Source organism: Massilia sp. IC2-476, assembly GCF_020707295.1.
GTDB lineage: Bacteria > Pseudomonadota > Gammaproteobacteria > Burkholderiales > Burkholderiaceae_D > Telluria.
Genome location: NZ_JAJFER010000001.1, coordinates 487,375 through 514,186 on the forward strand (window position 1 = coordinate 487,375; position 26,812 = coordinate 514,186).

Annotated in this window: 23 protein-coding genes; 14 read left to right on the plus strand and 9 right to left on the minus strand. The window is 65.4% G+C overall.

Going from position 1 to position 26,812, the window contains the following annotated elements; translation table 11 throughout:
- Positions 1–89: 89 nt before the first annotated feature.
- The 4 genes from LK539_RS02245 to LK539_RS02260 are packed head-to-tail and all read left to right on the plus strand — an operon-like array spanning position 90 to position 3,754.
- The gene (locus LK539_RS02245) at positions 90–1,304 is read left to right on the plus strand and encodes an efflux RND transporter periplasmic adaptor subunit (protein WP_227799279.1); all 1,215 of its coding nucleotides are present in this window, start codon (positions 90–92) and stop codon (positions 1,302–1,304) included.
- A complete protein-coding gene (locus tag LK539_RS02250) occupies positions 1,304–2,050 on the plus strand; it encodes an ABC transporter ATP-binding protein (protein WP_227799280.1) in 747 nt (248 codons plus the stop codon). Before LK539_RS02245 ends, LK539_RS02250 begins: the two co-directional genes overlap by 1 nt.
- Complete coding sequence (locus LK539_RS02255; RefSeq protein WP_227799281.1) at positions 2,047–3,270, plus strand: ABC transporter permease; 1,224 nt, start codon at positions 2,047–2,049, stop codon at positions 3,268–3,270. The genes LK539_RS02250 and LK539_RS02255 overlap by 4 nt, the downstream gene beginning before the upstream one ends.
- Positions 3,263–3,754, plus strand: a complete 492-nt coding sequence (locus LK539_RS02260; protein ID WP_227799282.1) for a GNAT family N-acetyltransferase — start codon at positions 3,263–3,265, stop codon at positions 3,752–3,754. Before LK539_RS02255 ends, LK539_RS02260 begins: the two co-directional genes overlap by 8 nt.
- Here the strand turns inward: LK539_RS02260 and LK539_RS02265 are convergent.
- A complete protein-coding gene (locus tag LK539_RS02265; protein ID WP_227799283.1) occupies positions 3,724–4,230 on the minus strand; it encodes a DUF1203 domain-containing protein in 507 nt (168 codons plus the stop codon). The two genes, LK539_RS02260 and LK539_RS02265, sit on opposite strands and share 31 nt — an antisense overlap.
- Before the next feature lie 295 nt (positions 4,231–4,525).
- On the opposite strand from LK539_RS02265, the gene LK539_RS02270 reads away from it, so the two are divergent.
- Both LK539_RS02270 and LK539_RS02275 read left to right on the plus strand, forming a co-directional pair.
- Positions 4,526–4,942 (plus strand): response regulator, encoded by a 417-nt coding sequence (locus tag LK539_RS02270; protein ID WP_227799284.1) that lies wholly within the window; start codon positions 4,526–4,528, stop codon positions 4,940–4,942.
- Positions 4,939–6,588 (plus strand): sensor domain-containing diguanylate cyclase, encoded by a 1,650-nt coding sequence (locus LK539_RS02275; RefSeq protein ID WP_227799285.1) that lies wholly within the window; start codon positions 4,939–4,941, stop codon positions 6,586–6,588. Before LK539_RS02270 ends, LK539_RS02275 begins: the two co-directional genes overlap by 4 nt.
- A 4-nt stretch (positions 6,589–6,592) precedes the next feature.
- Here LK539_RS02275 and LK539_RS02280 read toward each other — a convergent pair whose 3' ends face one another.
- The 4 genes from LK539_RS02280 to edd form a co-directional block, all read right to left on the minus strand.
- On the minus strand, positions 6,593–7,600 hold the full coding sequence (locus LK539_RS02280) for a cyanophycinase (RefSeq protein WP_227799286.1): 1,008 nt from the start codon (positions 7,598–7,600) through the stop codon (positions 6,593–6,595).
- Positions 7,601–7,674: 74 nt separating this feature from the next.
- Positions 7,675–8,184 (minus strand): Rhs element Vgr protein, encoded by a 510-nt coding sequence (locus tag LK539_RS02285; protein WP_227799287.1) that lies wholly within the window; start codon positions 8,182–8,184, stop codon positions 7,675–7,677.
- Positions 8,185–8,236: 52 nt separating this feature from the next.
- Positions 8,237–8,860, minus strand: a complete 624-nt coding sequence (eda, locus tag LK539_RS02290) for a bifunctional 4-hydroxy-2-oxoglutarate aldolase/2-dehydro-3-deoxy-phosphogluconate aldolase (protein WP_227799288.1) — start codon at positions 8,858–8,860, stop codon at positions 8,237–8,239.
- 8 nt (positions 8,861–8,868) lie between these two features.
- Positions 8,869–10,788: a phosphogluconate dehydratase gene (gene edd, locus LK539_RS02295; protein WP_227799289.1), complete on the minus strand. Its 1,920-nt coding sequence runs from the start codon at positions 10,786–10,788 to the stop codon at positions 8,869–8,871.
- A 226-nt stretch (positions 10,789–11,014) separates the two neighbouring features.
- Between edd and pgi the strand changes: the two genes are divergently transcribed.
- Both pgi and LK539_RS02305 read left to right on the plus strand, forming a co-directional pair.
- Positions 11,015–12,658 carry a glucose-6-phosphate isomerase gene (gene pgi, locus LK539_RS02300; protein WP_227799290.1) on the plus strand — a complete coding sequence of 548 codons (1,644 nt, stop codon included), beginning with the start codon at positions 11,015–11,017 and terminating at the stop codon, positions 12,656–12,658.
- An 18-nt stretch (positions 12,659–12,676) separates the two neighbouring features.
- Positions 12,677–13,573 (plus strand): SMP-30/gluconolactonase/LRE family protein, encoded by an 897-nt coding sequence (locus LK539_RS02305; protein ID WP_227799291.1) that lies wholly within the window; start codon positions 12,677–12,679, stop codon positions 13,571–13,573.
- A gap of 157 nt (positions 13,574–13,730) precedes the next feature.
- On the opposite strand, the gene LK539_RS02310 is transcribed toward LK539_RS02305, so the two are convergent.
- Entirely contained in the window at positions 13,731–16,262 is a 2,532-nt protein-coding gene (locus LK539_RS02310) for a PAS domain-containing protein (protein WP_227799292.1), read from the minus strand.
- Between the two features lie 238 nt (positions 16,263–16,500).
- On the opposite strand from LK539_RS02310, the gene zwf reads away from it, so the two are divergent.
- From zwf to LK539_RS02325, 3 genes are all read left to right on the plus strand, one after another.
- Positions 16,501–17,970, plus strand: a complete 1,470-nt coding sequence (gene zwf, locus LK539_RS02315) for a glucose-6-phosphate dehydrogenase (RefSeq protein WP_227799293.1) — start codon at positions 16,501–16,503, stop codon at positions 17,968–17,970.
- A gap of 12 nt (positions 17,971–17,982) precedes the next feature.
- Positions 17,983–18,837 (plus strand): SIS domain-containing protein, encoded by an 855-nt coding sequence (locus tag LK539_RS02320; RefSeq protein ID WP_227799294.1) that lies wholly within the window; start codon positions 17,983–17,985, stop codon positions 18,835–18,837.
- A gap of 138 nt (positions 18,838–18,975) precedes the next feature.
- A complete protein-coding gene (locus LK539_RS02325) occupies positions 18,976–19,401 on the plus strand; it encodes a hypothetical protein (protein ID WP_227799295.1) in 426 nt (141 codons plus the stop codon).
- A 137-nt stretch (positions 19,402–19,538) separates the two neighbouring features.
- On the opposite strand, the gene LK539_RS02330 is transcribed toward LK539_RS02325, so the two are convergent.
- Positions 19,539–20,873 carry a hypothetical protein gene (locus LK539_RS02330; protein ID WP_227799296.1) on the minus strand — a complete coding sequence of 445 codons (1,335 nt, stop codon included), beginning with the start codon at positions 20,871–20,873 and terminating at the stop codon, positions 19,539–19,541.
- Positions 20,874–21,479: 606 nt separating this feature from the next.
- Positions 21,480–22,676 (minus strand): S8 family peptidase, encoded by a 1,197-nt coding sequence (locus tag LK539_RS02335; RefSeq protein WP_227799297.1) that lies wholly within the window; start codon positions 22,674–22,676, stop codon positions 21,480–21,482.
- A 459-nt stretch (positions 22,677–23,135) separates the two neighbouring features.
- Between LK539_RS02335 and LK539_RS02340 the strand changes: the two genes are divergently transcribed.
- Positions 23,136–23,636: a GAF domain-containing protein gene (locus LK539_RS02340; protein WP_227799298.1), complete on the plus strand. Its 501-nt coding sequence runs from the start codon at positions 23,136–23,138 to the stop codon at positions 23,634–23,636.
- Positions 23,637–23,657: 21 nt separating this feature from the next.
- Positions 23,658–24,590, plus strand: a complete 933-nt coding sequence (gene tal / locus LK539_RS02345) for a transaldolase (RefSeq protein WP_227799299.1) — start codon at positions 23,658–23,660, stop codon at positions 24,588–24,590.
- Positions 24,591–24,747: 157 nt separating this feature from the next.
- On the opposite strand, the gene LK539_RS02350 is transcribed toward tal, so the two are convergent.
- Complete coding sequence (locus tag LK539_RS02350) at positions 24,748–25,365, minus strand: TetR family transcriptional regulator (RefSeq protein WP_227799300.1); 618 nt, start codon at positions 25,363–25,365, stop codon at positions 24,748–24,750.
- 154 nt (positions 25,366–25,519) lie between these two features.
- Here LK539_RS02350 and LK539_RS02355 point away from each other — a divergent pair, with 154 nt between their 5' ends.
- Positions 25,520–26,809, plus strand: a complete 1,290-nt coding sequence (locus LK539_RS02355; protein WP_227799301.1) for an efflux RND transporter periplasmic adaptor subunit — start codon at positions 25,520–25,522, stop codon at positions 26,807–26,809.
- Positions 26,810–26,812 lie beyond the last annotated feature (3 nt).

Sequence of the window (26,812 nt, forward strand, 5' to 3'; positions counted from 1 at the left end):
GCATGGATCAGCCGGTCGATGCATATTGCATTGCCAAGCCCCTGGCTCTACAGCACACTGGATCTTTCCCTTGGCAAGAGTAGAAAACAATGAAACTGTTTACCAGGAAGCGGGTGGCGATCGCCGCTGCGGTGATCGTGGTGGGCGGCGCTGCAGCCGCCTGGCTGGCGCCCAAAGGCGAGCCCAGGCTGCCGCCCTCGAAGTACCGCAGCACCGCGGTCGACATGGGCGCCATCAACCAGACCGTCACCGCCACCGGCACCATCAACCCGGTCGCGCTGGTGAACGTCGGTTCCCAGGTGTCCGGCACCGTGGTCGAGCTGAACGCCGACTTCAACGACCGCGTCACCAAGGGCCAGGTGCTGCTCAAGCTCGACCCGACCATCTTCAATGCCCAGATCCGCCAGGCCGAGGCCAGCCGCGCCTCCAGCATGGCAAACCTGAAGCTGGCCGAGGCCAACTACCACCGCAACCAGCAGCTGGTGACGCAGAACTTCGTGTCCAGCACGGTCCTCGACCAGAGCAAGCGCGAGATGGACGTGGCGCGCGCCAACGTGCAGCTGGCGCAGGCCCAGCTCGACCGCGCACGCGCGGACCTGAACAACAGCGTGATCCGCTCGCCGATCGACGGCGTGATCATCAAGCGCACCATCGACCTGGGCCAGACCGTGGCGGCCTCGTTCAACACGCCGAACCTGTTCCAGATCGCGCGCGACCTCACCAAGATGCAGATCGACACCAGCGTGTCGGAAGCCGACGTCGGCGCCCTGAAGGACGGCCTGCCGGCACGCTTCGTGGTCGACGCCTACCCGGACCGCGAATTCCATGCCACCATGCGCCAGTTCCGCCTGGCCGCCAACGTGGTGCAGAACGTGGTCACCTACAACGTGGTGCTCGACGTCGACAACAAGGACGAGATGCTGAAACCCGGCATGACCGCCCAGGTGCGCCTGGTGGTGGCCAACCGCCCGAACGTGATGCGCATCCCGACCACGGCGCTGCGCTTCACCCTGCCCGAGGAAGAGCTGGAAAAGCAGCGCAAGAAGGACAAGGAAAAGGGCAAGGTGCAGCAGGTCGCCCTGAGCCCGGCGTCGACGCCGGACGACGACCTGGCCTTCCGCAGCGCGAGCGAGACCGCGCGCATGTTCAAGGTCTACCGGCTGGACGCGCAGAACCAGCCGCAGCCCGTCGACATCCGCGTCGGCCTGTCGAACTTCCGCTATACCGAGGTGCTGTCGGGCGGCCTGAAGGTGGGCGACCAGGTGGTCACGCGTGCGCTGGCGCAGACAAAAGAAGGCCTGTAATGACGTCGTTGATCGATATCCGCGGCGTCACCAAGACCTACGTCAGCGGCAGCGTCGAGACCCGCGTACTGCACGGAATCGACCTGCAGGTGGCGCGCGGCGACTTCGTCTCCATCATGGGCCAGTCGGGCTCGGGCAAATCGACCTTCATGAACATCCTCGGCTGCCTGGACCAGGCCACGTCCGGCACCTACCTGCTGGATGGCGTCGATACGCTCTCGCTGTCGCGCGCCCAGCTGGCCGACATCCGCAACCGCAGCATCGGCTTCGTGTTCCAGAGCTTCAACCTGATCAAGCGCATGAGCGTGGCCGAGAACGTGGCGCTGCCGCTGATCTATGCGGGCGTGGGCCGCAGCAAGGCGCATGCGCGCGCGCTGCAGGAGCTCGAACGCGTCGGCCTGGATGGTCTGGCGAAACGCACCCCGAGCCAGCTCTCCGGCGGCCAGCAGCAGCGCGTGGCGATCGCGCGCGCCCTGGCCACCGATCCACCGATGCTGCTGGCCGACGAACCGACGGGCAACCTCGACACCCAGACCAGCGACGACATCATGAACAGCTTCCGCCAGCTGAACCAGGAGCGCGGCATCACCATCGTGCTGGTGACCCACGAAGCCGACGTGGCGGCCTACAGCCGCCGCCTGGTGCGCCTGAAGGATGGCCGCGTACTGTATGACGGTCCTGCCGCGGAAGGCCTGCGCCAGCTGAACGCCAATGTGCACACACACCCGGCGGAGGTGCCGGCATGAATTTCATCCAGATCCTGATCGAGGCCTTCCGCTCGATGGCGGCAAACCGCCTGCGCACCGCACTGACCATGCTCGGCATCGTCATCGGCATCGCCTCGGTGGTGCTGCTGCTGGCCATCGGCGACAGCATGCAGCGCTTCATCGGCAAGGAACTCCAGGCGCTCGGCACCAACATGCTCTACGTGTTCCCGGGCGGCGACCGCACCAGCGAGCGCCGCGCGCGGACCGGCGCCGTGCAGTCGATCACCCTCGAGGACGCGGCGACGCTGAACCGGATGCCGAGCCTGGTCGGGGCTGCGCCGGCCCTGCAGGGCAGCTTCAAACTCAGCGCCGGCAACGAAACGGCGAACAGCGCCGTGCACGGGGTCACCCCGGCCATGTTCAAGATCCGCAACTGGCGGCTCGACCAGGGCAACCTGTTCAGCGAGGCCGACGTCCGCGCCTCCGCGCGCATGGTGGTGATCGGGCAGAAGGTGGCCGACCAGTTCTTCTACAAGACCGATCCGCTGGGCCGCTACATCCGCATCGAGAACGTCGCGTTCCAGGTGATCGGCGTGCTGGCCGGCGAAGGCAAGCAGATCGACGGCTCGAATATCGCGGAACTGGTGCTGGTGCCGATCACCGCCGCCAGCGCCAACCTGATCCGCTCGCCCTTCCCGCAGAACGTCCATTACATCGCGGCGCAGGGGCGGCCCGACATGGCGCTGAACGAAGCCGTCGAGGACATCAAGGAGACCCTGCGCGTCCGCCACCGCATCCGGCCGGAAGATCCGGACACTTTCCGAGTGGAGAACATCGCGTCGTTCGCGGAAACCGCCAACAAGATCAGCGCCGGCGTCGCCCTGCTGCTCGGCCTGATCGGCGCGATCTCTTTGCTGGTGGGCGGCATCGGCATCATGAACATCATGCTCGTGTCGGTGACCGAACGCACCCGCGAGATCGGCATCCGGATGGCGATCGGCGCCCGCCCGCGCGCGGTGCTGCTGCAGTTCCTGGCCGAATCGGTAGTGATCTGCGTGGCCGGCGGCCTGGTGGGCGTGGCGATCGCAATGGGCGGCGCGGCGGCGATCACCGCCACCGGCAAGTTCGACGTGTTCCTGACCTTCCAGGGCGTGCTGGTGGCCTGCGGCTTCGCCAGCGCGGTCGGCGTGTTCTTCGGTTTCTACCCGGCGCGCCGTGCCTCGCGCCTGCTGCCGGTGGATTGCCTGCGCCATGAGTGATGCTGCCCTCATCCACGGACAGGGACGGTTCCGGCGCGCGCGCCGCGCCGACATTCCCGCCATGTCGGCGATCCGCCTGTCGGTGCGCGAGAACGTGCTGTCCGATCCCACACGCGTGACCCTGCAGATGTACGAGGACTATCTCGAGCGCGACGGGCATGGCTGGGTGGCCGAGGTCGATGGCATGGTGGCCGGCTTCTGCTATGCGGACCGCAGCCGGGCCTCGATCTGGGCCCTGTTCGTCAGCCCCGGGCACGAAGGCCTCGGTCTCGGCCAGGGCCTGCTCGGCCTTGCCGTGTCCTGGCTGTTCGAACTGGGCCACCAGCGCATCAGTTTGACTACCACACCCGGCACGCGGGCCGACCGCTTCTACGCCGCGCAAGGCTGGACCCGGCTGCCAGAAGGCGGCACAGAAGTCGGGTACGTGCTCGAGCGGGCCGCATCGCCTTTGTCTCAGCTGGCAGGCTCGATGCGCAGCGCGTAGCAGCCGTAGGTGGGAAAGCGCGCCAGCACGAATGCGACCTCGGGTCGCGCCAGGAAGGCTGCGAGGTCGCCGCAAGCTGCGCCCGGACTGCTCATGCGCGCATCCAGGATGCGCTCCTCGCGCGAGTAGGCGCGCAGCACAAAGGCTTCGCCCAGGTAAGGAGCTTCGCCTTCCAAAGGCAGCCGGTCCAGGCGCGGCTGCGGCTGGGCCGCTGCGGACACGAACACCGGCCCGTATTCGCGATAAGGGCCGGCCAGCGTAAACGGACAATAACTGGCCAGCAGGATCGCTTCGCCCGGGCTGGCGCGGCGCAGGCAATCACGCAACGGTTCGCCGCCCCTGGCGACATGGCGCTCGACCGGCTGGCCAAGGTCGTCCCTGGCTTCTCTCACCCGTGCCAGGAAAGCAGGCGCCAGCGGCACGATGCGAAACGGTGGCGCCGGCTGGGTGGCGGTGGACATGGCGGCTGCAAGCATCAAGGTTCTCCAGTTGTGCGATGCCTGCGAGGATGCTCTGCCGGGCTGCGAGCGGCACTCCGCTTCTTGCGCGCGAATCTGGGGTCTGAGCGCGATATGCATGCATACTGCCGCGCCAAAAGATTGTCAAATGTCCTAAATTTGTATCCTTAGGGAAACTTCCACCACCCAGGGGGGAAGCGTTTCCGCGGCCGTCAATAGCGCGGCAAACGCTTTTAGAATCACGCCAACACCCCCGTTCACATTGGCAGCCGATTCCGTCCAGGATGGCTCACCAGCATCCCAGGACCTTATCGTGCACAGCAATCCAGGCAAGACCACCCAGCCAGACGCCGACATGCCGCAACGGCGCCGCCTGCTGATCGTCGACGACAACGCAGACGCGGCCACGCTGCTGTCCATGGCCCTGAAGCGCCAGGGACACCACGTCGAGACCGCATTCAGCGGCACCGATGCATTGGCGGCGGCGATCCGCTTCCGGCCCGAGCTGGTGTTCCTCGACCTCGCCATGCCGCGCATGAACGGCTTCGAAGTGGCGCGCCGCCTGCGCAGCCTGCCCAGCCTGAGGCATACCCGGATCGCCGCGCTGAGCGGGCGCGCCGACCCGGATACCCGCGCCGCCACGACGGCGGCCGGTTTCGACCATCACCTGGCCAAGCCACCGAACCTGGCCGAGATTTTGGCGGTGCTGGCGCAAGGAGGACCGCCATGATCCCCAAGACCCTCAAAGGCAGGCTCACCGCCGCCGTGACCGCGCTGGTCGCCGCCGCCTGCATGCTGGTGACGGCCGTCGCCCTCGAAGTCGCCTACCGCGAGATGAAGGAGTCGACCGGCCGCCAGCAATACGCCCTGCTGACCAGCGCCGCCGCCCACCTGGCGTTCGAACTGGACGCCAAGCGCACCCTCCTGCGCACGCTGGCCGAAGAGATGGCGCAGCAGCCGGCGAACGGCGGCGCCCGCATCCAGGACATGCTGGCGCACCATCCGGGCCTGCGCCAGGCGTTTGCCGACCTGGTCGTGCTGGATACCGCCGGACGCATCGCCGGCCTGCAGCAGCCCGGCTACTTCCTGCGCTCTCAGCTGGCCGACAGCAGCTGCCTGCGCGAGACCGTGCAGACCGGCGCCGCCCTGACGCTGCAGCCGCCCGCCGGCACGGCCAACGGCCGCGCCGTCGTGGTGCTGACCCAGCCGGTGGTCGACGGCCACGGCCGCACCGTGTTGGTGCTGTGCGGCGGGACCAGTCTGGAAGACTCTTCCTTCTTCAGCCAGGCGGCGCGCCTGCGTCCGGGCGCCACCGGCTACCTGTTCGCCCTGACCCGCAGCGGCACCCTGCTGTACCACCCGGACCGCGGCCGCCATGCGCTCAAGGCCGGCGACGAGGCGCCCCTGCCGGCCATGGCGCGCGCCGCCATGCAGGGCTGGGATGGCTGGACCTTCGGCAAGGACGCCCAGGGCACGCCTTCGCTGCTCACCTACAAGCAGGTCGGCAGTTCGGGCTGGGTGCTCGCCTCCGCCTTCCCGGCGGACGAAGCCCTGGCCGGCATCTCGCGCGCGCGCCATCACGCCTGGACCTGGGCCGCGATCCTTGCGGTATGCGCCGGGGTGGTCGGCTGGGCCACCATGGTCGTCCTTCTGCGGCCGCTGCGGGCCTTGCGCCGCCACGTCCACGCCGTCGAGCGCGAGGAAGCCGACATCGGCGTGCTCGAGCTCGAACGCGACGACGAGATCGGCGCGCTGGGACGCGCCTTCCACTCGCTGTCGGTCAAGCGCCAGATCGCGGAGCAGCAGCTGAAGGAACTGAGTCTCACCGACACCCTGACGGGGCTCGGCAACCGGCGCCAGTTCGACCACGAAGTGGCGCTTCTGATCGAACAGGCCGCGCGCTACCGCTACGGCCTGGCCGTGGCCTTCCTCGACGTCGACTGCTTCAAGTCGATCAACGACACCTACGGCCATGCGGCAGGCGACGCGGTACTGAAGGAGTTCGCGCGGCGCCTGCGCACGGTGACCCGCCCGACCGACCGCAGCTACCGGCTGGCGGGGGACGAATTCGTGATCGTGTCGGAACGCCTGGAGTCGGGTGAAAACGCGCGCCGCTTCGCCGCCAAAATCCTGCGCGCGATCCGCCGCCCGTTCGACATCGGCGGCGGCATATCGCTGCCGGTCACCACCAGCATCGGCGTTGCGGTGGCCCGCTTCCCGGTGGCGCCGGTGGGCGACCTGCTGCAGCACGCCGACGCGGCGCTGTACCAGACCAAGCGCAGCGGCCGCGACGGCTACACGATCAAGGAACTCGGCATGCCGGCGTTCGCCGCGGCGCCAGCCCGCCGGGCAGGCCTGCGCACGGTGGGACAGTGAGTCGCTAGTAGACCGAGCCGCCCGGCTGGGTCGAACTCAGCACGCCCTGCACCGCCGAGATCGAATAGTTGGTGGTGGAGCCGTAGCCGGCCCAGTTGTTCAGGTCGAAGCTGCCGGCGCCGGACAGGCGCTGCACGCCCAGGTTGCGGTAGGTCAGCGGCGTCTTCGGCGCGCACACCTGCGGCAGGCCGACGGTCTGCAGGAAGTAGACCGAGCCCAGGCCGATGCGCCGGGCCTGTCCGTTCTCGACCAGCAGCGCCGTCTCGACGTCGACGCCGAGCCCGCGCGCGGTGCCGGTCCAGCCGTCTTTCACAATGCGGCCCATGAAGGCCACCAGGCGGCCGATCCGGTCGCGCGTGTCCAGGTGCGAATCCGTGATCACCCGGCCCATGCCGGGGAGCGTGAGGAAGTCGCGCCCCAGGGTGACGTTCTTGTTGTAGGGGTTTGCCAGCGCTTCTGGCGATGTCACCGACTGGTTCTCGCCGGTGTAGATGAACTGCCCCAGCACCGCCAGCCCGGCGCTGGTGCCGCCGAGCGGGACGTTGCGGTTGGCCAGCTCCTGCAGGGCGTCGTCGAGCGGGGTGTCCTTCCAGTAGCGCATGTAATCGCTCTGGTCGCCGCCGGCGATGAACACGGCTTCGGCATTGCGCACGCGTTCCAGCACGAAGGGGTCGCTCGCCGCGGCGCGGCTCGGGATGATCAGGGTCTCCACCGAACGCACCCCGCCCATCGCGTAGATGTAGGGATTGTAGGCATCGGTGCCGGTGGCGCGGATGACGACGAAGTTGCCGCCGCCGGACTTCTGGATCATCCACTGGAAGGCGGCATCGACGTCAGGACCGCCGCCCATCAGCACCAGCGAGGGGTAGGCCGGCTTGGGCAGGACCACGTTGCTGCCGTCGCCGACGACGAAGTGCTGGTAAGGCTTGGCTGCGAGAGCGGCCTGCGAGGCGCCGAGTACGATCGTGAAAAGTGCGGCGCGGAAAATACGCGAGAGGAAGGAGGTGTTCATGGGGCCCTTTCAGAACAGAAAGTGGGAATCCATTCTCGCACCGACATCAAGCGCGCACAACCGCTTGGGAGGAATCAGACAGCAGTTCGACGCCGCGTCAGCCAGCGCGCGGGACCGTGATGGAGATGGCGGCGCTCCGCGGGAGCGGCGAGGAAACCGGCCAGGACTTGTTCGTACAGCGCCAGGCAATCGCGATAGCGCCCCTGGCGCATGGCCTGCGGCTTGCGCAAGAATTTCAGCACGAAGTAATCCGCCAGCAGATCACCCTGCGCTTCCATGTTGTAGTCGGCCAGCGTGGCGCCCTCGCGCAGCGTGTAGGCATAGGGAAGCCCGATGCGCACGGCGCCGCGCAGGCGCACCGGGTAGCCCAGCTGGTGCTGCCACACGTGCACCATCTCGTGCATGAACCAGTGGATGGCGCCAGGATCGCCGCGGGTGTAGTCGGGAAGGAAGCAGGACCGATGAAAATACATGCTGCCGTTCGGCGTCATGCAGCAGTTCTTCGGCTGGAAGGGCATGTAGCGGCGGCCGTGGATACGGACGCGGCTGTAGTCGATGGCGTCGCCGAACAGTAGCGACGCCATCGCGATCTCGTTCTCCGTCAGGGGACGGGAACGGGGTCTTTGCTTGAGCTCTTTAGGCAGCACGCAGCGCGGAAGCCGCCTTCGCCAGTTCGGTGATGCCGGCCCAATCGCCTGCGGCGATCAGGTCTTTCGGCGTCAGCCAGGAACCGCCGACGCAGGCCACGTTCTTACAGGCCAGGAACTTCGGCGCGGTCTCGATCGAGATGCCGCCGGTCGGGCAGAAGGTCACGTCCGGCAGCGGGCCGGCGATCGCGTTCAGCATGCCGACGCCGCCCGCCGGCACCGCCGGGAACAGCTTCAGCTGCTTGAAGCCGTGCTCGCGCGCGGCCATCACTTCGGACGGGGTCATCACGCCGGGCAGCAGCGGCAGGCCACTCTTCTTGGCCGCCTCGATCATGGTCGCGGTCAGGCCCGGCGAGACGCCGAACACCGCGCCCGCGTCGCGCGAGGCTTCGAATTCGTGCGGCTGGGTGAGCGTGCCGACGCCGACGATCGCGCCTTCCACCTGGCTCATGTCACGGATCGCCTGCAGGCCATGCTCGGTGCGCAGCGTGACTTCCAGCACGCGGATGCCGCCTGCCACCAGGGCCTTTGCCAGCGGTACGGCGTGGCTTGGGTCGTCGATGGCGATGACGGGGATGACGCTCGCCGAGCGCATGATTTCAAGTAAGCTCATTTGTCCCATTATTTCTGCGTCCTAAAGAGAAAGTCTTCGTCCGAACCGGGCTGCCCTTCTTCGACGTGCATGCCTTCGTGCAGCGGTACGGTGGTTTCAATCGGCGACGGCAGCGGGAACGTCGCCGCGCCCTCTTCCGCCGGGCTGGAATGGGTGCGGAACATGGCGAACAGTTCGCGGCCCATGCCGATGTGGCTCTTCGACAGGTCGGCGGTCGCCATGCGGCGCGACGCCCAGACCGTGTCCGTCACCAGCGCTTCCAGGGTGCCGCTGGTGGCGTCGACACGGATGATGTCGCCGTCGCGCACCAGGCCGAGCGGACCGCCGGCCAAGATCTCGGGCGACACGTGGATCGCTGCCGGCACCTTGCCGGACGCGCCCGACATGCGGCCGTCGGTCACCATCGCCACCTTGTAGCCGGCATCCTGCAGGTTCGACAGCGCCGGCGTCAAGGCGTGCAGTTCCGGCATGCCGTTGGCGCGCGGGCCCTGGAAGCGGATCACGGCCACGAAGTCGCGGTTCAGTTCACCGGCCTTGTAGCGCAGCATGAAGTCTTCCTGCGAATCGAAGGTGATGGCCGGAGCCTCGATCACGTGATACTCGGATTTCACCGCCGAGATCTTCATCACCGCGCGGCCCAGGTTACCCTGCACCAGCACCATGCCGCCATTGTTCGCGAACGGGTTGCTGGCCGGGCGCAGCACCGCTTCGTCGCCGCTCTGCGCGGGCACGTCGCGCCACACCACGCGGCCGTCTTCGCCCAGGAAAGGCTCCTTGCAGTGGGCGCGCAGGCCGTGGCCGAGGATGGTGTTGACATCCTCGTGCGCCAGGCCGGCATCGAGCAGTTCGCGGATCACGAAGCCCGGGCCGCCGGCGGCCTGGAAGTGGTTCACGTCGGCTTCGCCGTTCGGGTAGATCCTGGTGAGCGACGGCACCACCTTCGACAGTTCGTCGAAGTCGTTCCAGTCGATCACGATGCCCGCCGCGCGTGCGATCGCCACCAGGTGCAGGGTGTGGTTGGTCGAGCCGCCGGTCGCGTGCAGCGCGACGATGGCGTTGACGATGCTCTTTTCGTCGACGATGCGGCCGATCGGCATGTATTCGCCGCCCTGCTGCGAAATCTTCACGGCCTGGTGCGAGGCAGCTTTGGTCAGCGCGTCGCGCAGCGGGGTGCCCGGGGTGATGAAGGCGGAACCCGGCATGTGCAGGCCCATCATCTCCATCAGCATCTGGTTGCTGTTGGCGGTGCCGTAGAAGGTACAGGTGCCGGCGCCGTGGTAGGACGCGGATTCGCCCGCCAGCAGCTCTTCGCGGGTGGCTTCGCCCTTGGCGTAGCGCTGGCGGATCGCCGCCTTTTCCTTGTTCGAGATCCCCGAGGTCATCGGGCCGCCCGGCACGAAGATGCCCGGGATGTGGCCGAAGTGCAGCGCGCCGATGAGCAAGCCCGGCACGATCTTGTCGCAGATGCCCAGGTACAGGGCAGCGTCGAACATATTGTGCGACATCGCCACCGCGGTGGCCATGGCGATGGTGTCGCGCGAGAACAGCGACAGTTCCATGCCCGGCTGGCCTTGCGTGACGCCGTCGCACATGGCCGGCACGCCGCCTGCGAACTGGGCCACGGCGTCGACTTCGCGCACGGCTTCCTTGATCACCTGCGGGAAGTACTCGAAGGGCTGGTGCGCCGACAGCATGTCGTTATAGGACGAGACGATGGCCACCGACGGCTTCTTGTATTCCTTGAGCTTGAGCTTGTCGTTGGCCGGGAAGGCGGCGAAGCCGTGCGCGAGGTTGGTGCACGACAGTGCCCCGCGCTGCACGCCCTGCACGCGGGCGGCTTCCAGATGCGCCAGGTAGGCCGCACGCGAGGGACGGCTGCGCTTGATGATCCGGTTCGTTACCTGTTCGACTACGGGGTGCAGCGCCATGATCGTTCCTTCTTAAATTTAGTATCTGAAATTTTACTACAGATTTAAAACCAGCGCAGACAGCGCGATTTCCCTCTTACCGCTGACTGAACTCGTCAAAAGTGGGGATCCCGCGCAGAAGCGGCCGCTATCAAGGCGACCATTATTTGTGTAGTGAATTTACGCCTGCTTCCTGTATTATTCGATAATCTGCACTTGACAATATTGTTCCTTCGACACCGACCTCATGCGCCAGCCTTCCCTCACCAGCACCGCCAGCTTCCAGGCTCTCGAAAACCACGCCCTCGAGGCCGAAGACTGGGAGATGCGCAGCCTGTTCGCTGCCGATCCCCAGCGTTTCGACAGACTCTCGGTCGAGGCCGCGGGGCTGTTCCTAGACTATTCAAAAAATCGCCTCGACGGGCGCACGCTTGAACTGCTCGCGGCGGTGGCGCGCGAGCGCGGCGTGGAGGCGCGCCGCGACGCGATGTTCGCGGGCGAACGCATCAACAATACCGAGAACCGCGCCGTCCTTCACACCGCCCTCCGTGCGCCGCGCGGCAGCAAACTGGTGGTCGACGGCCAGGACGTGAATGCCGACGTGCACGCGGTGCTCGACCGTATCCGCAGCTTCACCGATGCCGTGCGCAGCGGCGAATGGCTGGGCCATACCGGCAAGCCGATTACCGACATCATCAACATCGGCATTGGCGGCTCCGACCTGGGGCCGAAGATGGTGGTACTGGCCCTGCGCCACTATGCCCACCCCCGTCTGCGCATGCATTTCGTCTCGAACGTCGACGGCCACGACATGGACGCGGCGCTGTCCCAGGTCGATCCCGAAACCACGCTGTTCATCGTCGCCTCGAAAACCTTCACCACGGCCGAGACCATGATGAACGCGCAGACCGCGCGCAGCTGGTTCCTGGAACGCGCCCCGGAAGAGGCATTGGCAAAGCACTTCGTCGCCGTCTCGACGAATACCGAGGCCATCAAGGCCTTCGGCATCGACCCGGCCAACATGTTCCCGTTCTGGGACTGGGTGGGTGGCCGCTATTCGGTGTGGTCGGCGATCGGCCTGTCGGTGGCGCTGGCCGTCGGCTTCGGCTATTTTTCCGATTTCCTGGCCGGCGCCCACGCCATGGACGAGCACTTCCGCACCGCGCCCATCGAGCAGAACATGCCGACGATCCTGGCCCTGGTGGGCTTCTGGAACCGCGAGTTCCTCGATGCGCATTCGGTCACCATCGCGCCCTACCACCAGGACCTGAACCGCTTCCCGGCCTACCTGCAGCAGCTCGACATGGAAAGCAACGGCAAGTCCGTCACGCGCGAAGGCGAACCGGTCGACACCCCGACCTGCCCGGCGATCTGGGGCGAGCCGGGCACCAATGGCCAGCACGCCTACTTCCAGCTGCTGCACCAGGGCACCGACCTGACCCCGATCGACTTCATCGCCGCGCTGCGCCCGGCGCACGAGATGGAGCACCACCACAGCGCCCTGCTGGCAAACTGCTTCGCCCAGTCGGAAGCCTTCATGAAGGGCAAGACCATCGATGAGGTACGCGCCGACCTGCAGGCGCAGGGCCTGGCGACGGATGAAGTCGAACGCCTGGCGCCGCACAAGACCTTCCCCGGCAACCGTCCGAGCAACACCATCCTGATGGAACGCCTGACCCCGGCCACGCTGGGCGCCCTGATCGCGCTGTACGAGCACAAGACCTTCGTGCAGGGCGTGATCTGGAATGTCAACAGCTTCGACCAGTGGGGCGTCGAGCTGGGCAAGGTGCTGGCGAAGAAAATCGAGGCCGAGCTGGCGGGCCAAGCCCAGCCGGACCTGCACGACAGCTCCACCAACGGCCTGATCGCCCGCGCCAAGGCCGCGTTCTGAACCTATCCACTTACATACATGGCAACGGATAAATTCGAGGTAGTGCACGACGCGCCCATGCTCGTCGGTGAAGCGGCGACCTGGCACGAGGTCGAGTCGGCGCTGTACTGGGTCGACATCAACGGCTACACGGTCAACCGGGTGCACCCGGCAAGCGGCAAGTATTCGTACTGGAAGATGGCCACGGAGCCGTCGGCGCTGGCCATCGACGGGGACAACAACCTGATCGTATCGACGCGCTCGGGCCTGCTCTGCCTGAACACGACCAGCGGCAAGGAAACCCCGATCGCCGACGCGCCCTACGACACGAAGATCGTGCGCTTCAACGACGGCCGCGTGGACCCGGCGGGCCGCTTCTGGATCGGCACCATGTACGAGCCGCGCGACAAGCCGGCTGCCGAGATGTACGTGCTCGAGCGCGGCAGCTTGCGCCAGGCCTGGGCCGGCAACATGACCAACTCGAACGGCCTGGCCTGGAGCCTGGACGGACGGACCATGTTCCACGCCGATACCACCACGCACCGGATCGACTGCTACGACTACGATCCGGCCACCGGCGCGCATTCGAACGGGCGCACCATCAAGACCTTCTCGATGGACAAGAGCGCGGCCGACTATGGCGGCCGTCCGGACGGCGCGACGGTCGACAGCGAAGGCGCCTACTGGGTGGCGATGTTCGAGGGCGGCCGGGTGCTGCGCCTGTCGCCGCAGGGCGAGATCCTGCGCGAGATCGCCCTGCCGCTGCGCTGCCCGACCTCGGTGGCCTTCGGCGGCCCCGACCTGCGCACGCTCTACATCACCAGCGCCAGCCATGGCCGCTCGCCCGAGGAGCTGGCGCGCTATCCGCTCAGCGGCAAGCTGCTGTCGATCCGCGTCGACGTCGCCGGACGAGAAGAGCCGGAATACCGGCACTGAATTATTGCTCGTAGGGTGGGCGGCTCGCAATCAGGGCCACTGGCCCTGATTACCCCACGCGGTCAAATTACGTATCTCGGCCCGCTCCATGGCTTCACATGCTTTGGTTGACCGCGTGGGCGGGAATATAGTCCACTGGACTATATTCCCGCCCACCCTACAGTTTCGCAGTAATTTCCCGCACTTTGGCCCTGAAGTCGACCAGGGCGAAAGGCTTGATCATCAGGTGCACCCCTTCCATCAGCCCTTCTTCCGGCGGCGCGGACTCGGCATAGCCGGTGATCAGGAGCACCCTGGTGCCGGCGCCGTCGGCGCGCGCGGCTTCGGCCAGCTGTCGGCCGTTCATCCCGCCCGGCAGGCCGATGTCGGTCACCAGCAGGTCGACGTGGTCGATGTGGCGCAGCTTGGCCAGCGCCGTACTGGCGTCGCCTGCCTCGAATACCGTGTGCCCCTCGTCGCGCAGGACTTCGGACAGGACTTCGCGCAGCGAGGCTTCGTCGTCGACCAGCATGATGGTCAGTTCGCGCGAGGGGCTTGCCTCCTGCGGCAGGACGGTCGCGACGCGCGCCGACTGCGCCTCTCCCGTGTAGCGCTCCAGGTCGATGTGCAGCGCGGTGCCCTCACCCGGCGTCGAGGCGATGCTCACCTGGCCGTTGCTCTGCTTGACGAAGCCGAACACCATTGACAGGCCCAGTCCCGTGCCCTGCCCGATCGGCTTGGTCGTGAAGAAGGGTTCGAAGGCGCGCGCCGCCGTCTCCGCATCCATGCCGAAGCCGTTGTCGATCACGCTGATGCGCAGGTAGCCGTTCGACATCAGCCCTGACACGGCGCCGCGGCGGTCGGGCGCGACGTCGGAGGTGGCGATCTCGAGCCGGCCGCCGCGCGGCATGGCGTCGCGCGCATTGATGGCCAGGTTCAGGATCGCGTTCTCCAGCTGGTGCGGATCGCACAGCGTCATCCGCCAGCGGCTCTCGAGCCTGAACTCGACCGCGATGCCGGGCCCCATGGTGTGGGTGACCAGGTCGGCCATCGAGCGCACCAGCTCGTTGACATCGGTCGGCCGCGGCTCGAGGGTCTGGCGGCGCGCGAAGGCCAGCAGGCGGTGGGTCAGCGTGGCGGCGCGCTGGGCCGCCTGCTGGGCGCCGTCGAGGTAGCGCGGCAGCACCTCCATGCGGCCGGCGTTGTAGTGGAAGCGCCCCAGCTCCAGGTTGCCCACCACGCCCGCCAGCATGTTGTTGAAGTCGTGCGCCAGCCCGCCGGTAAGCTGGCCGATCGCTTCCATCTTCTGCGCCTGGCGCAAGGCTTCTTCCGCCTGGCGCAGCGCTTCCTGGCCTTGCTTCTCCTCGGTGAGGTCGCGCCCCGCCATGTACAGCAGGCGCCCCTGCGGCACCACGGTCCAGGACAGCCAGCGGTAGCTGCCGTTGCGGTGGCGGGTGCGGATTTCATAGCGGTTGATGGTCTTGCCGGCCGCCAGCTGGGCCACCACGCCGAGCAGCTCCTCGCGCTGCTCCGGGTGGGCGAACTCGATAAAGGGGGTCGCACGCAGCTCTTCCTCGGTCCAGCCCACGGCCTGCGTGATTGCCGGGTTCGCGCTGACGAAGTAGCCGTCGGTCGAGGCGACCGCCAGCAGTTCCTGCGCCATGTCCCACAGGCGGTCGCGCTCGGCGGTGCGTTCGCCCAGCAGCGCCTCCAGCTGCGCATTGGCCTCGCGCAGCGCGGCTTCGGCGCGCGCCCGCTCGACCGCGTTCCAGACCCGCTCGGCGACGTCCTCGGCCAGCGCGATTTCATACGGCGTCCAGGCACGCGGCTGGTGGTGGTTGACGATCAGCATGCTGGTCAGGCGCCCGCCGCGCAGCACCGGCACGCTGAGCTCGGCGCGCGTGTCGATCGCCAGGAAGCTGGCCGCCGTAGCGGGCTCGCACTGGCCCAGTTCGGCTTCGATGTCGGCCAGCACGCTGGTCTGCCCGGCGCGCAGGCGCGCGATCACGCTGCCGAATTCCTCTGTCTGGAATGATCCCAGCAGTTCGCGCATCGGCGGCGCCGTGTAATTGGTATGGAAGATGCCGTCGCTGCCGTCCTCGGCCATCTCGCAGAACAGCACGCGTCCGGCGCCGAGCTCCTCGCCCAGCAGGCGGCTGGCGCGCCGCATCACCTCCAGCGGATCAGACAGGCCCCGCAGCTGGTCGGCCATCCTGACCTGCAGTGCCTGCCGGCGCTCGGTGGTGACGCGGCGCGTGGTGTCGACGCCGGTCCCGTACAGCCCGACGATGCTGCCGTCATCGGCGTGGATGGGCGAATACGAAAAGGTAAACCAGGTCTGCTCGTGGCGGCCGTTGCGGAACATCACCAGCGGCATGTCCTCGATATAGATCGATTCGCCCGCCAGTGACCGTTCGATCAGGGGTGCAAGCTGCGGCCACAGTTCGGGCCAGACCTCGCGGAAGGGCCGGCCAAGCGCAGATGGATGCTTGTCCTGCAAGAACTCGACGTAGGGCTGGTTGTAGAGCATGCCCAGCTCCGCCCCCCAGAACACGAACATCGGATGGCGCGCATCGAGCATCAGCCGCACCACGATCCGGATCGCCGGCGGCCACGTGTCCGGCGCGCCCAGCACCGACGATGCCCAGTCGTGCTGGTGCAGACGGATGCGCAGTTCCTCGGACCACGTGGACAAGGGGGCAGAAAACATCAGGGCCTTTTGAGTGAGCCGCCGGCAGCACGCGCGCCAGCAGTGTGCATTTGTGACATTGTAACGATCACTTGCCGACACCCTGTTTCGCTAGGACGGGCCAGCGCCTGCCGCTCTGCAAATATGGCACCATGGCGCAGGCCGCCAGCAGGTTGCGTAGTAAATTTACTTGCAAAGTCAATATCTGTGTAGTAAATTTACAACCGCGCTTTCACCCTCTTCAGCACCGATATCCACCATGGCCCTTCTTGACTTCGACCTCGTTTTCTTTGGCGGCAGCGGCGACCTTGCGATGCGCAAGCTGCTTCCCGCCATGTACGCGCGCGACCTCTGCAACGACCTGCCGGACACGGCGCGCATCATCTGCGTCGGCCGCGACGACTCCACCCAGGAAGACTTCCTGCAGTTCATCGAAAAGAACTCGAAACCGCACATCAAGGAGCCGCCCACGGATGAAGCCTGGGCCCGCTTCCTGAAGCGTATCGTCTACGTCTCGCTCAACGCCACCGACGTCGCCAGCTTCGCACCGCTGGTCGAGGCCCTGCGCAAGGACGAAGGGCTGACCCGCGTCTACTACCTGGCCACCCCGCCGCACCTGTTCGCGACCATCTGCGACAACCTGGCCAAGACCAGCCTGGTCACGCCGAATTCGCGCGTGGTGCTGGAAAAGCCGCTGGGACGCGACCTGGCCTCGGCCAAGCAGATCAACGCCGACGTCGGCAAGGTCTTCGCCGAATCGCAGATCTACCGCATCGACCACTACCTGGGCAAGGAAACGGTGCAGAACCTGCTGGCCCTGCGCTTCGGGAACATCCTGTTCGAACCGCTGTGGCGCCGCGAGTACATCTCGGACGTGCAGATCACCATCGCCGAGAAGATCGGCGTGGGCAACCGCCTGGGCTATTACGACACCTCGGGCGCGCTGCGCGACATGCTGCAGAACCACCTGCTGCAGCTGCTGTGCATCGTGGCGATGGAGACCCCCAGCTCGATCGCGCCGGACGCCGTGCGCGACGCCAAGCTGCAGGTGCTGCGCTCCCTGAAGCGCTTCACCCCGACCACCCTGTCCCAGAACATCGTGCGCGGCCAGTATCGTGCCGGCCACATCGACGGCCAGGCGGTGCCCGGCTACCGCGACGAACCGGGCGCCCCGAAGGGCTCGCGCACCGAGACCTTCGTTGCCATGAAGGCCGAGATCGACACCTGGCGCTGGGCCGGCGTGCCCTTCTACCTGCGCACCGGCAAGCGCATGGCCGACCGCCTGGCCGAGATCGTGGTGCGCTTCAAGCAGATCCCGCACTCGATCTTCAACCAGCCGACCTCCAGCTTCCAGCCGAACAGCCTGGTGATCCGCCTGCAGCCGGACGAAGGCCTGTCGATGAACCTGATGGCCAAGACCCCGGGCGACTCGATGCGCCTGAAGCAGGCCGAACTCGAACTCGACTTCCGCGAGCAGTTCACCAGCCCGCGCATGGAAGCCTACGAGCGCCTGCTGGTCGACGTGCTGCGCGGCCAGCTGACCCTGTTCATGCGCGGCGACGAGCTGGAAGCGGCCTGGGAATGGGTCGAACCGATCCTGGAATACTGGGAGCAGGACGACAGCGCGCCGGTGCCCTACACCTCCGGCACCTGGGGCCCGGCCGCTTCGAGCGCGCTGATCGGGCGCGACGGGCTGCAGTGGCGCGAAGAAGTGCTGCCCGAAGACTGAGCGGGACACGCCATGCTGCTCGATTCCATCCGCACCCAGCTCGACTCGCTCTCGAAATCCGAGCGCAAGGTAGCGCTCGCGGTGCTGGCCGCGCCCGCCAATACCGTCAGCCAGAACATCACGGCCCTGGCCAAGAGCGCCCAGGTGTCGGAGCCGACCGTGGTGCGTTTCTGCCGCACCCTCGGCTACGACGGCTGGCACGAGTTCAAGCTCAAGCTGGCGCAGGGCCTGGCGCTGGCGCTGCCGGGCGCGAACGAGCAGCCGGCGCCGGACGACCTGGCGTCCGACCTGGTGAACAAGATCTGCAGCCGCTCGATCAACACCCTGCTCGACCTGCGCAACAACCTCAAGCCGGAACTGGTCCAGAAGGCGCTCGACATCCTGTCGCGCGCCAACAAGATCGAGTTCTACGGCCAGGGTTCCTCCGGTTTCGTGGCGGCCGACGCCCAGCATAAATTCTTCCGCTCGGGCGTGCCCACCGTGGCCTACACCGACCCGGCGATCCACTCGATCGCGGCGGCACTGCTGCGCCAGGGCGACGCGGTGGTGGCGATTTCACAGCGCGGCAACAATCCGGCACTGACCCGCTCTGCAAAACTGGCGCGCCGCGGCGGCGCCGACGTGATCGTGCTGGCGCCTTCGGGCACCCCACTGGCCGAGATCGCGACCCTGTTCATCCCGATCGACCTGGTGTTCGCGATCGACCCCTACACGCCGATCTCGGCGCGCCTGGCGTATCTCGTCGTGATCGACGTGCTGGCTGTCGGGCTGGCGCTGCAGCGCGGGCCGGAATTCCGCAAGAAGATGCAGAACGCCCAGAAAGCGCTGCAGGAATTCGACATGCAGTTCGATTCCTTCATCGGCTGATTCGCCAAGCACGCCGATGGAACCTCGTCGTCGTTCTTCAAGTAACGACTGCGTGCGCTGAGCCATTCCGACCGTCCGCTATCGGCCAGAAGCGGACTTCGCACTACACGAACCTTCACCAAATGGGGGTGGAAGAGAATGCCGATTGAAGCCGTGATTATCAGCCTCGATGCTTTTGTGCCAAGCGAAGAGAGTGAAAACGTCGAACAGCTCTACCAGTATTTGGTGCCATTAGCTGCCTTACCCCTGGCTGAGCGTTTACCTGCGATGCCGGCAATTTTGAACTTGATTGAACGCTTTCCAGACGCTGAATTTGGCTCGCCTGGACCATTGGTTCATGAGCTTGAGGCAATGCCAGGGTACGAAAAACTGCTCATGGGTTCGCTTCAGCGACAACCTGCAGCTCTCACCGTTTGGATGGCGAACCGAATCCTTAACTCTGAACTAGCGCCCAATGCTCGGGCGACGTGGCTATCGATCCTCACTGATGTACTGCGCCACCCAAATACATCCGAGGCCACGAAGGAAGTGGCTTTGGCATTCCTTGAATACCAGACTGCTTAGGTGTCAAAACATTCTAAAGTACCCATGCAGCTCGATCGTCTGCAATGGGTCGTAAGCAGACGCTACAACAGGTTCGCAATCGGCTAGAAGCCAGATAATGCCGCCCCCCTGGCGCGGGCATGTTTCCATTGTGTGCATCAGTCGATTCTGACCTTGCTCAACTGCGCATACGATTGCAATATCACGACGCCAGGAATGCCAGCATAGAGTGACACGATGGCGTTTTGAGGTTGCATTCCAGTAAAACCCAGAGAGCTTGCCACTGTAGTTGCAACGCCGGATGGCGTAATTTTTCTCAGCTGCCCCCTACCTCCGAGCTTGTACAGATTGCCGTCAGCATCAATGGTCATTGGGCTATTGCCGGCGAAAACGGCGGCGTTGCCCGTGCCATCGATATCGTCGAGGAAGTCAAAGTTCCGGCTGGTTCGACCGGCAAGCGTCGTGACCTGGCCTGCAGGGGTGATCTTCCGGATTAGCGCTTGGTCGCTGACGTACAGGTTCCCCGCTTTGTCGGTAACGATTGCAGCCGGTCCCATGAATCGTGCCTGCGTGCCAAGACCGTCGATTGGATTTTTCCGGTCGGCGCAGGTCGCTCCCGGCGGGGTGCCGGCTTCGCAACCGCCTCCTGCCAAGGTCGAGAAAGAACCGTCGGGCGCGATCCTGCGCACCCTCGAGCCATCGGTCGCATACACAGCACCGTCTGGCGCCACCGCAAGGTGCAATGTATAAGCGGTGGCGACGCCAGAGGAGCCATCGACCGTTCCTGTTGCAGCCGCATATGGCGCGGTTTGCGTCAACGTGGACACCGTCCTGTTGTCCGCGATACGGCGGATCGCATATGCGGAGGCATTGAGTTTGTCCACAACGTACAGTACCCGGTTCGGGCCAAAGGCTAGCGAAATCGGTTCGCCTACATGCGCATAGGTCGTGATACTGCCGTCCGTCGCCACCTTCTTGATTTCCGACACGGGCGAAGAATAAGCAAGGTAAAGATTGCCGGATTCATCGGCTGCTGAGGCAACGGGTCGCGGTCCCGCAAGAGAGGGCGGGTCGCCGAAAAGAACATTCCATGTGACCGGCAGGGTAACCCAAGGCACTGGCACTGGCGATGGCTTCACCTTCAACTCGATCGAGCTCGAGATGCCGCCTGCGCTGGCCGTGATCGTGACCTTGTCCGCATTCAGATCCGGAGGGGTTGCATAGGCGGCGATCGGCTTGTCTGGAAGGGTATACAGGGTGTCGCCAATATTCGCCTTCGGCGTCACCGACCAGACAACCGGCCCCGCGATGCCCGTCAGTGTTGGCGTGATCTCGACCGCCGCACCGTTCAGCATGACTGACGTCGCCGAAGGGGCCAGCGCGATCGTCGGGGCAGGAGGCGGAGATGGCACGGGCGGGGCGTCGTCCTTGCCGCCACCGCATGCAGCCAGGATTACAACGGAGCATAGCGCAAGCTGGCGCGCAGTGATCATGACAATCTTTCGTTAAATGGCCGTCATCAGCATCTTACACATTCGGTGCGGCGCAAAACTCACAAAAACACGCACAGGCCCACCGGCCGCGCTCAACACGCTCTCCGCAGGCTGCGCGCCAGTGACAGGCGGCTACGTTGCTGCGTGAGCATACCTGCCACAGAATCATGCATGGATGAGCGCAGTAAATAGTTGAACACGTGTTCTTCCGGATGCGCGGGATAGCTGATGCGCCAGTGGCGCTGGATGCCGGTAAAACGCCTTAACAAAAATCGAACGACCGCAAGTGGGTCGAAAGCGGACGTATTAGGGACTAGTCGGAGCGCTACAACAACAGTCTTTTCCCATTCTGTTAAGCGCGCTAATGCGCTAGGCGACAAGGCATAAAAAAGGACGCCGAAGCGTAATGCCAGTCATTTAAGGGCCATCGCTCATCCGTAGGGTGGGCGGGTCTTCCGCCCACGCGGTCAAATCACAGTACTGCAGCCCGTGCGGCTGTTCATATCGCAACTATCACCGCGCGGGCGGACAAGCCGCCCACCCTACAATTTTCATTAACTGACCGGCATTACGCCGAAGCGTCCCTTTTTGATGGCGAAGCCAGGCTCAGTTACCGCAACCCAGCGAAGCGATGCGGTCGCGCGCGGCCTTGGCCTGTACCAGGCCAAAGCCGTATTTGGTATCGCGGCCGGCCGTGCCCAGGTCTTGCGCGCTCTTGCCGAGCGTGGAGCGGATCTGCGCCGCGGTGCAGGTCGGGTAGTAGCTCCACACCAAGGCGGCGACGGCGGCCACGTGCGGGGTCGCCATCGAGGTGCCGCTCTTGTAGCCGTACTTGCCCCGGGAGGTCGGAATGGTCGAGTAGACCGACACGCCGGGGCCGGCCAGTTCGACCTTGCTGTTGTACTGCGAGAAGCTGGCCCATGCCTTGTACTCGTCGACCGCACCCACCGACACCACGCTGCTGTAGCCGGCCGGATAGGACATCGAGCTGTTGCCGGCGTTGCCGGCCGCGGCGATGCTGAGGATGTTGGCGCTGGCGATGGTCGCGAAGGCATTCGATTCGGTCGTGGTCCCGCTCGGGCCGCCCAGCGACATGCTGATGATGTTGGCGCCGGCGGCGCGGCACTTGTTGGCGGCGGCTGCGAGGTCCGAGGAATAGGCCCAGCCGTTGGCGCCGAACACCTTCACGATGTGCAGCTTGAGGCGGCGATTGGCGTTCACGCCGACCACGCCCACGCCGCTGTTGTTGATCGCGGCAATGGTGCCTGCCACATGGGTGCCGTGGCTGTTTTCATCGGTGTACCAGTTACCCGTGCCCGCATCGTATTCGCCGGTGTGGACGTTGCCGGACAAGTCTTCGTGGGCGCGGTCGTAACCGGAATCGATGATGCAGACCTTGCGGTTGCCGACGTTGACGTCGCTGAGCAAATCGGCCTGGACCAGCTTGATGCCATACGGGACGGCCTGGCCGCTGGCGTATGGCGTGCCGGTCGAGGGCGTGGTCAGCGCCAGCGGATAGCGCTTCGCGTCTTCTTCGATGTACTCGACGTTCGGGTTGTTCTCCAGGCCTTTCAGGGCGGTCATCGGCACTTCCATGGCCACCGCGTCCATGCCAAAGATTTCCTTCTGCAGGGTGGCATTGGCGCCGACCGCCGCCGACTTCATCGCGGCCTTGGCGCCGGGCTTGAACTTCACGATGACACGGGTGGTGTCCGCGGGCGCGGCCTTGACCGGGCTGCACAGGACAGCGACCGCAGCGGCGACTGCACACATCTTCAGCTTGCTTGCAACTTGCTTGCTCATTGTGTTCTCCGTAATGGCACTTCTTATAGGAATGCCGCGAACTCTGCGGTCGCGTGCACGATGTCGGTAAGACGCTTGCAGCCGTTGCAACGGCTGAGCCAGTGTATGTGCGTGGAGGCAACAATGACACCATCTATTCTGATAGGGCCCTTTTGCCACACAGAGCATGTCTGTTACGCGTTTACGTCATCAATTGTTTGGCATATATGATAGGAAGCCGAATATTATTTCTACCTGATAAACATACTTTCCAAGGATCACGCTTCTTCCTCCTCGACCCGCCTGCGCGTCGGGACAGCCGCATATTGGTGGACGTGGTCCACAGCTCCTATGCTCGTTCAGCTAAGGAGCCGGCCCGTCCCGCTCCCGCGCGTCACGATCGGGTCGCCGGGGCCGGCCGCGCGCCATCGGCCAAGCTGGCTGTAAAATAGCGGTTTTCGTACCCCATACGGCCCTGCCATGCACATCAATCCCGAACGCAGTTCCCGCCCTGACTACGCCCTGCTGGAGCGCCAGGTCGAGAGCGTCCTTGAAGGCGAACGCAGCCTGATGACGAACGCGGCGCAGTTTTCCGCCCTCGTCTACGACACCCTGGCCGACCTGAACTGGGCCGGCTTCTACTTCACCGTCCCGGCCCGCAAGGGCGAGGGCCAGGACCTGCTGGTCGGCCCCTTCCAGGGCAAGCCGGCCTGCGCCCGCATCCCCTTCGGACGCGGCGTCTGCGGCACCACGGCCGTCGAGCGCAAGACCATCGTCGTCCCTGACGTGCACGCCTTCCCGGGCCACATCGCCTGCGATTCGGCCTCGAACTCGGAAATCGTGCTGCCCCTGATCAAGGACGGCGAAGTGGTCGGCGTGTTCGATATCGACAGCCCCCTGCTCAACCGATTCTCCGACGAAGACCGCGAAGGCCTGGAGCGCATGCTCGCCGCCTTCATGGACGGCACCGATTTTTCCTGACTTTTTATTCTGGCCTCTACCATGAATCAACTCGAACAACTCAAGCAGTACACCACCGTCGTCGCCGACACCGGCGACTTCCAGTCGATCAAGGCCTACGCGCCGCAGGATGCGACCACCAACCCGTCGCTGATCCTGAAGGCCGTGCAGAAGCCGGAATACCGTCCGCTGCTGGAAAAGGCAGTTGCCGAAGCCAATGGCGCGTCGGTCGACGCCATCGTCGACAGCCTCTTGATCGCCTTCGGCACCGAGATCCTGAAGTACGTGCCGGGCCGCGTCTCGACCGAGATCGATGCCGCCCTGTCTTTTGACACGGAAGCCACCGTTGCCAAAGGCCGCGAGCTGATCGCCCTGTACGAAAAGGCCGGCGTGTCGCGCGAGCGCGTGCTGATCAAGATCGCCTCGACCTGGGAAGGCATCCGCGCCGCCGAGATCCTGGAAAAGGAAGGCATCCACTGCAACCTGACCCTGCTGTTCTCGCTGTGCCAGGCGGTGGCCTGCGCCGAAGCGGGCGTCAAGCTGATCTCGCCCTTCGTCGGCCGCATCTACGACTGGTACAAGAAGTCGACCGGTACCGACTACCAGGGCGCCGACGATCCGGGCGTGCAGTCGGTCAAGCGCATTTACCAGTACTACCGCAAATTCGGCTACAACACTGAAGTGATGGGCGCGAGCTTCCGCAACACCTCGCAGATCCTGGAACTGGCGGGCTGCGACCTGCTGACCATTTCGCCGGACCTGCTGCAGAAGCTGGCCGACACCGATGCGCCGGTCGAGCGCAAGCTGGTGGCCGACGCCAACGCTGACATCGCGAAGATCGACATCGACGAGAAGACCTTCCGCTTCATGCTGAATGAAGACGCGATGGGAACCGAGAAGCTGTCCGAAGGCATCCGCGCCTTTGTGGCCGATTCGATCAAGCTGAAGAAGATGATCGAAGAGCTGATGAAGTAAAAAACAAAACCCGCTTCACAGCGGGTTTTTTGTAGGGTGGGCGGATCTTCCGCCCACGCGGTCAGCGGTCGCCGGACAGTCGCGACGAAGTAAAATTTGCGTATCACCGCGTGGGCGTTCGTAATTCCGGGCATTGCCCGGAATTACCCCGCCCACCCTACGCCCGCAATCCCGCCAGGTAGGTATCGATCACGGTACCACCCAGCGTCTGCAGATCGAACATGGTCGGCTCGAAGATCCAGTTGCGGATCAGGCCATCGACCATGATCCAGCCGCCCTGCGCAGCCGCCAGCGTCGACACGCCGGGACGCAGCATGCCCTTCTCTTGGGCCTGCTTCAGGTGCCCTTCCATGCGCTCCTGCCACAGGCCGATCGATTCGCGCCGGCGCGCGCGCACCGCATCCACCTCGTCGATGAATTCCGTCTTCAGCGTGGCGATCTCGAACACGCGGCGCGCCTTCTCGTCCTCGACCACGATGCGCAGCACCGTCATCATGTCGTCGCGCAGGCAGTGCAAGGGGTCCTTGACGTCGCGCTGGTTGTCGAGCACCTGCATCGCCTCGTCCATCGGCATCTTGGCGCGGTCGAACATGGCGTTGAACAGCGCGCCCTTGTCCAGGAAATGCCAATAGATCGCACCGCGCGTCACGCCCGCCGCGGTTGCAATATGCTGTAAAGTCGTTCTTGATACGCCTTGTTCAGCAAACAATCTTTCAGCAGCGTCAAGGATGCTGTCGCGGGTCGCCGCAGCTTCCGCTTTTGTCTTACGAGCCATTTTTTTCCATTCCCTCCCGTTTGAGGGGTGTTCCAGCAATAAACATACAGCCGTGATAGTATATAAAACTGTTCGTAAAAGCCAGTGACGATTCGTGTGCGGTCGAAGTGTCTGCGCCGGTTGTCGAAACAATAAAGAGAAGGAAGCATACGTAATGCGCTCAGACCACTCCTCCCTGTCCCTGACTCGCGTCGCCGCCGGTACCCTGGTCGCGCTTGCCCTGCTGTCGGGTTGCGGCAAGAAAGACGCCGCCCCGGCCGCCGGCGGCCCCGGCGGCGGCATGCCGGCGCCTGAAGTCGGTGTCATCACCACCAAGTACGAGCCGGTTGCCCTGCTGACCGAACTGCCGGCACGCGCCGAACCGATCCGCACCTCGCAGGTGCGCGCGCGCGTTGACGGCGTGGTGCTCAAGCGCCTGTTCACCGAAGGCAGTGTCGTCAAGCAGGGACAGTCGCTGTTCCAGATCGACCCGGCCCCCTACCAGGCGCGCCTCGCCGCGGCCCAGGCCGACGTCGGCAGCGCCCAGGCGACCCTGAACCAGGCCACCGCCCTGGCCGAGCGCTACAAGCCGCTGGTCGAGGCCCAGGCCGTCAGCAAGCAGGAATACACCAACGCCCTCGCCGCCCAGAAGCAGGCGGAAGCGGCCGTCGCGGCAGCCCGCGCCCAGGTGCGCATCGCCCAGATCAACACCGGCTACGCCAACGTGTACGCCCCGATCTCGGGCCGCATCGGCCGCGCGCTGGTCACCGAAGGGGCGCTGGTCTCCGCTACCCAGGCTACCGAACTGGCGCTGATCCAGCAGACCGATTCGATGTACCTGAACATCACCCAGTCGGCCAGCGAGCTGCAGCGCCTGCGCAAGCAGGCCGGCGGCGGCGCGGACGCGTCGGTCAGCGTGATCCTGGACGACGGCACCGAACTGGCAACCAAGGGCCGCCTGCAGTTCTCCGACATCACCGTCGACCCGAGCACCGGCCAGGTCACCCTGCGCGCGACCATCGCCAACCCGGACAACGCCCTGCTCCCGGGCCAGTACGTGCGCGTGCGCCTGGCCCAGGCCCAGATCCCGAACGGCATCGTGGTGCCGCAGCAGGCCGTTACCCGTGGCGGTCCGCAGGGCGACACCCTGATGGTGGTCGGCGCCGACAACAAGCCCACCCCGCGCACCGTCAAGATCGGCTCGCAGCAGGGCTCGAACTGGGTCGTCACCGAAGGCCTGAAGGAAGGCGAACGCGTGATGGTCGACGGCTTCCAGAAGCTGCAGATGCTGCCTCCGGGTACTCCGGTCAAGGCAGTGCCATGGACCGCGTCGACCTCTGCTGCAGCGCCGGCAACGGCCGCCGCGGGCGCCGCCGCCGCGCAGTCGGCAGGCCAGGCCCCGGCCTCGGCGCCGTCCGGCTCCACCGCGAGCGCCACCCCGGCCGCAGGCACGCCGCGCCGCTAAACG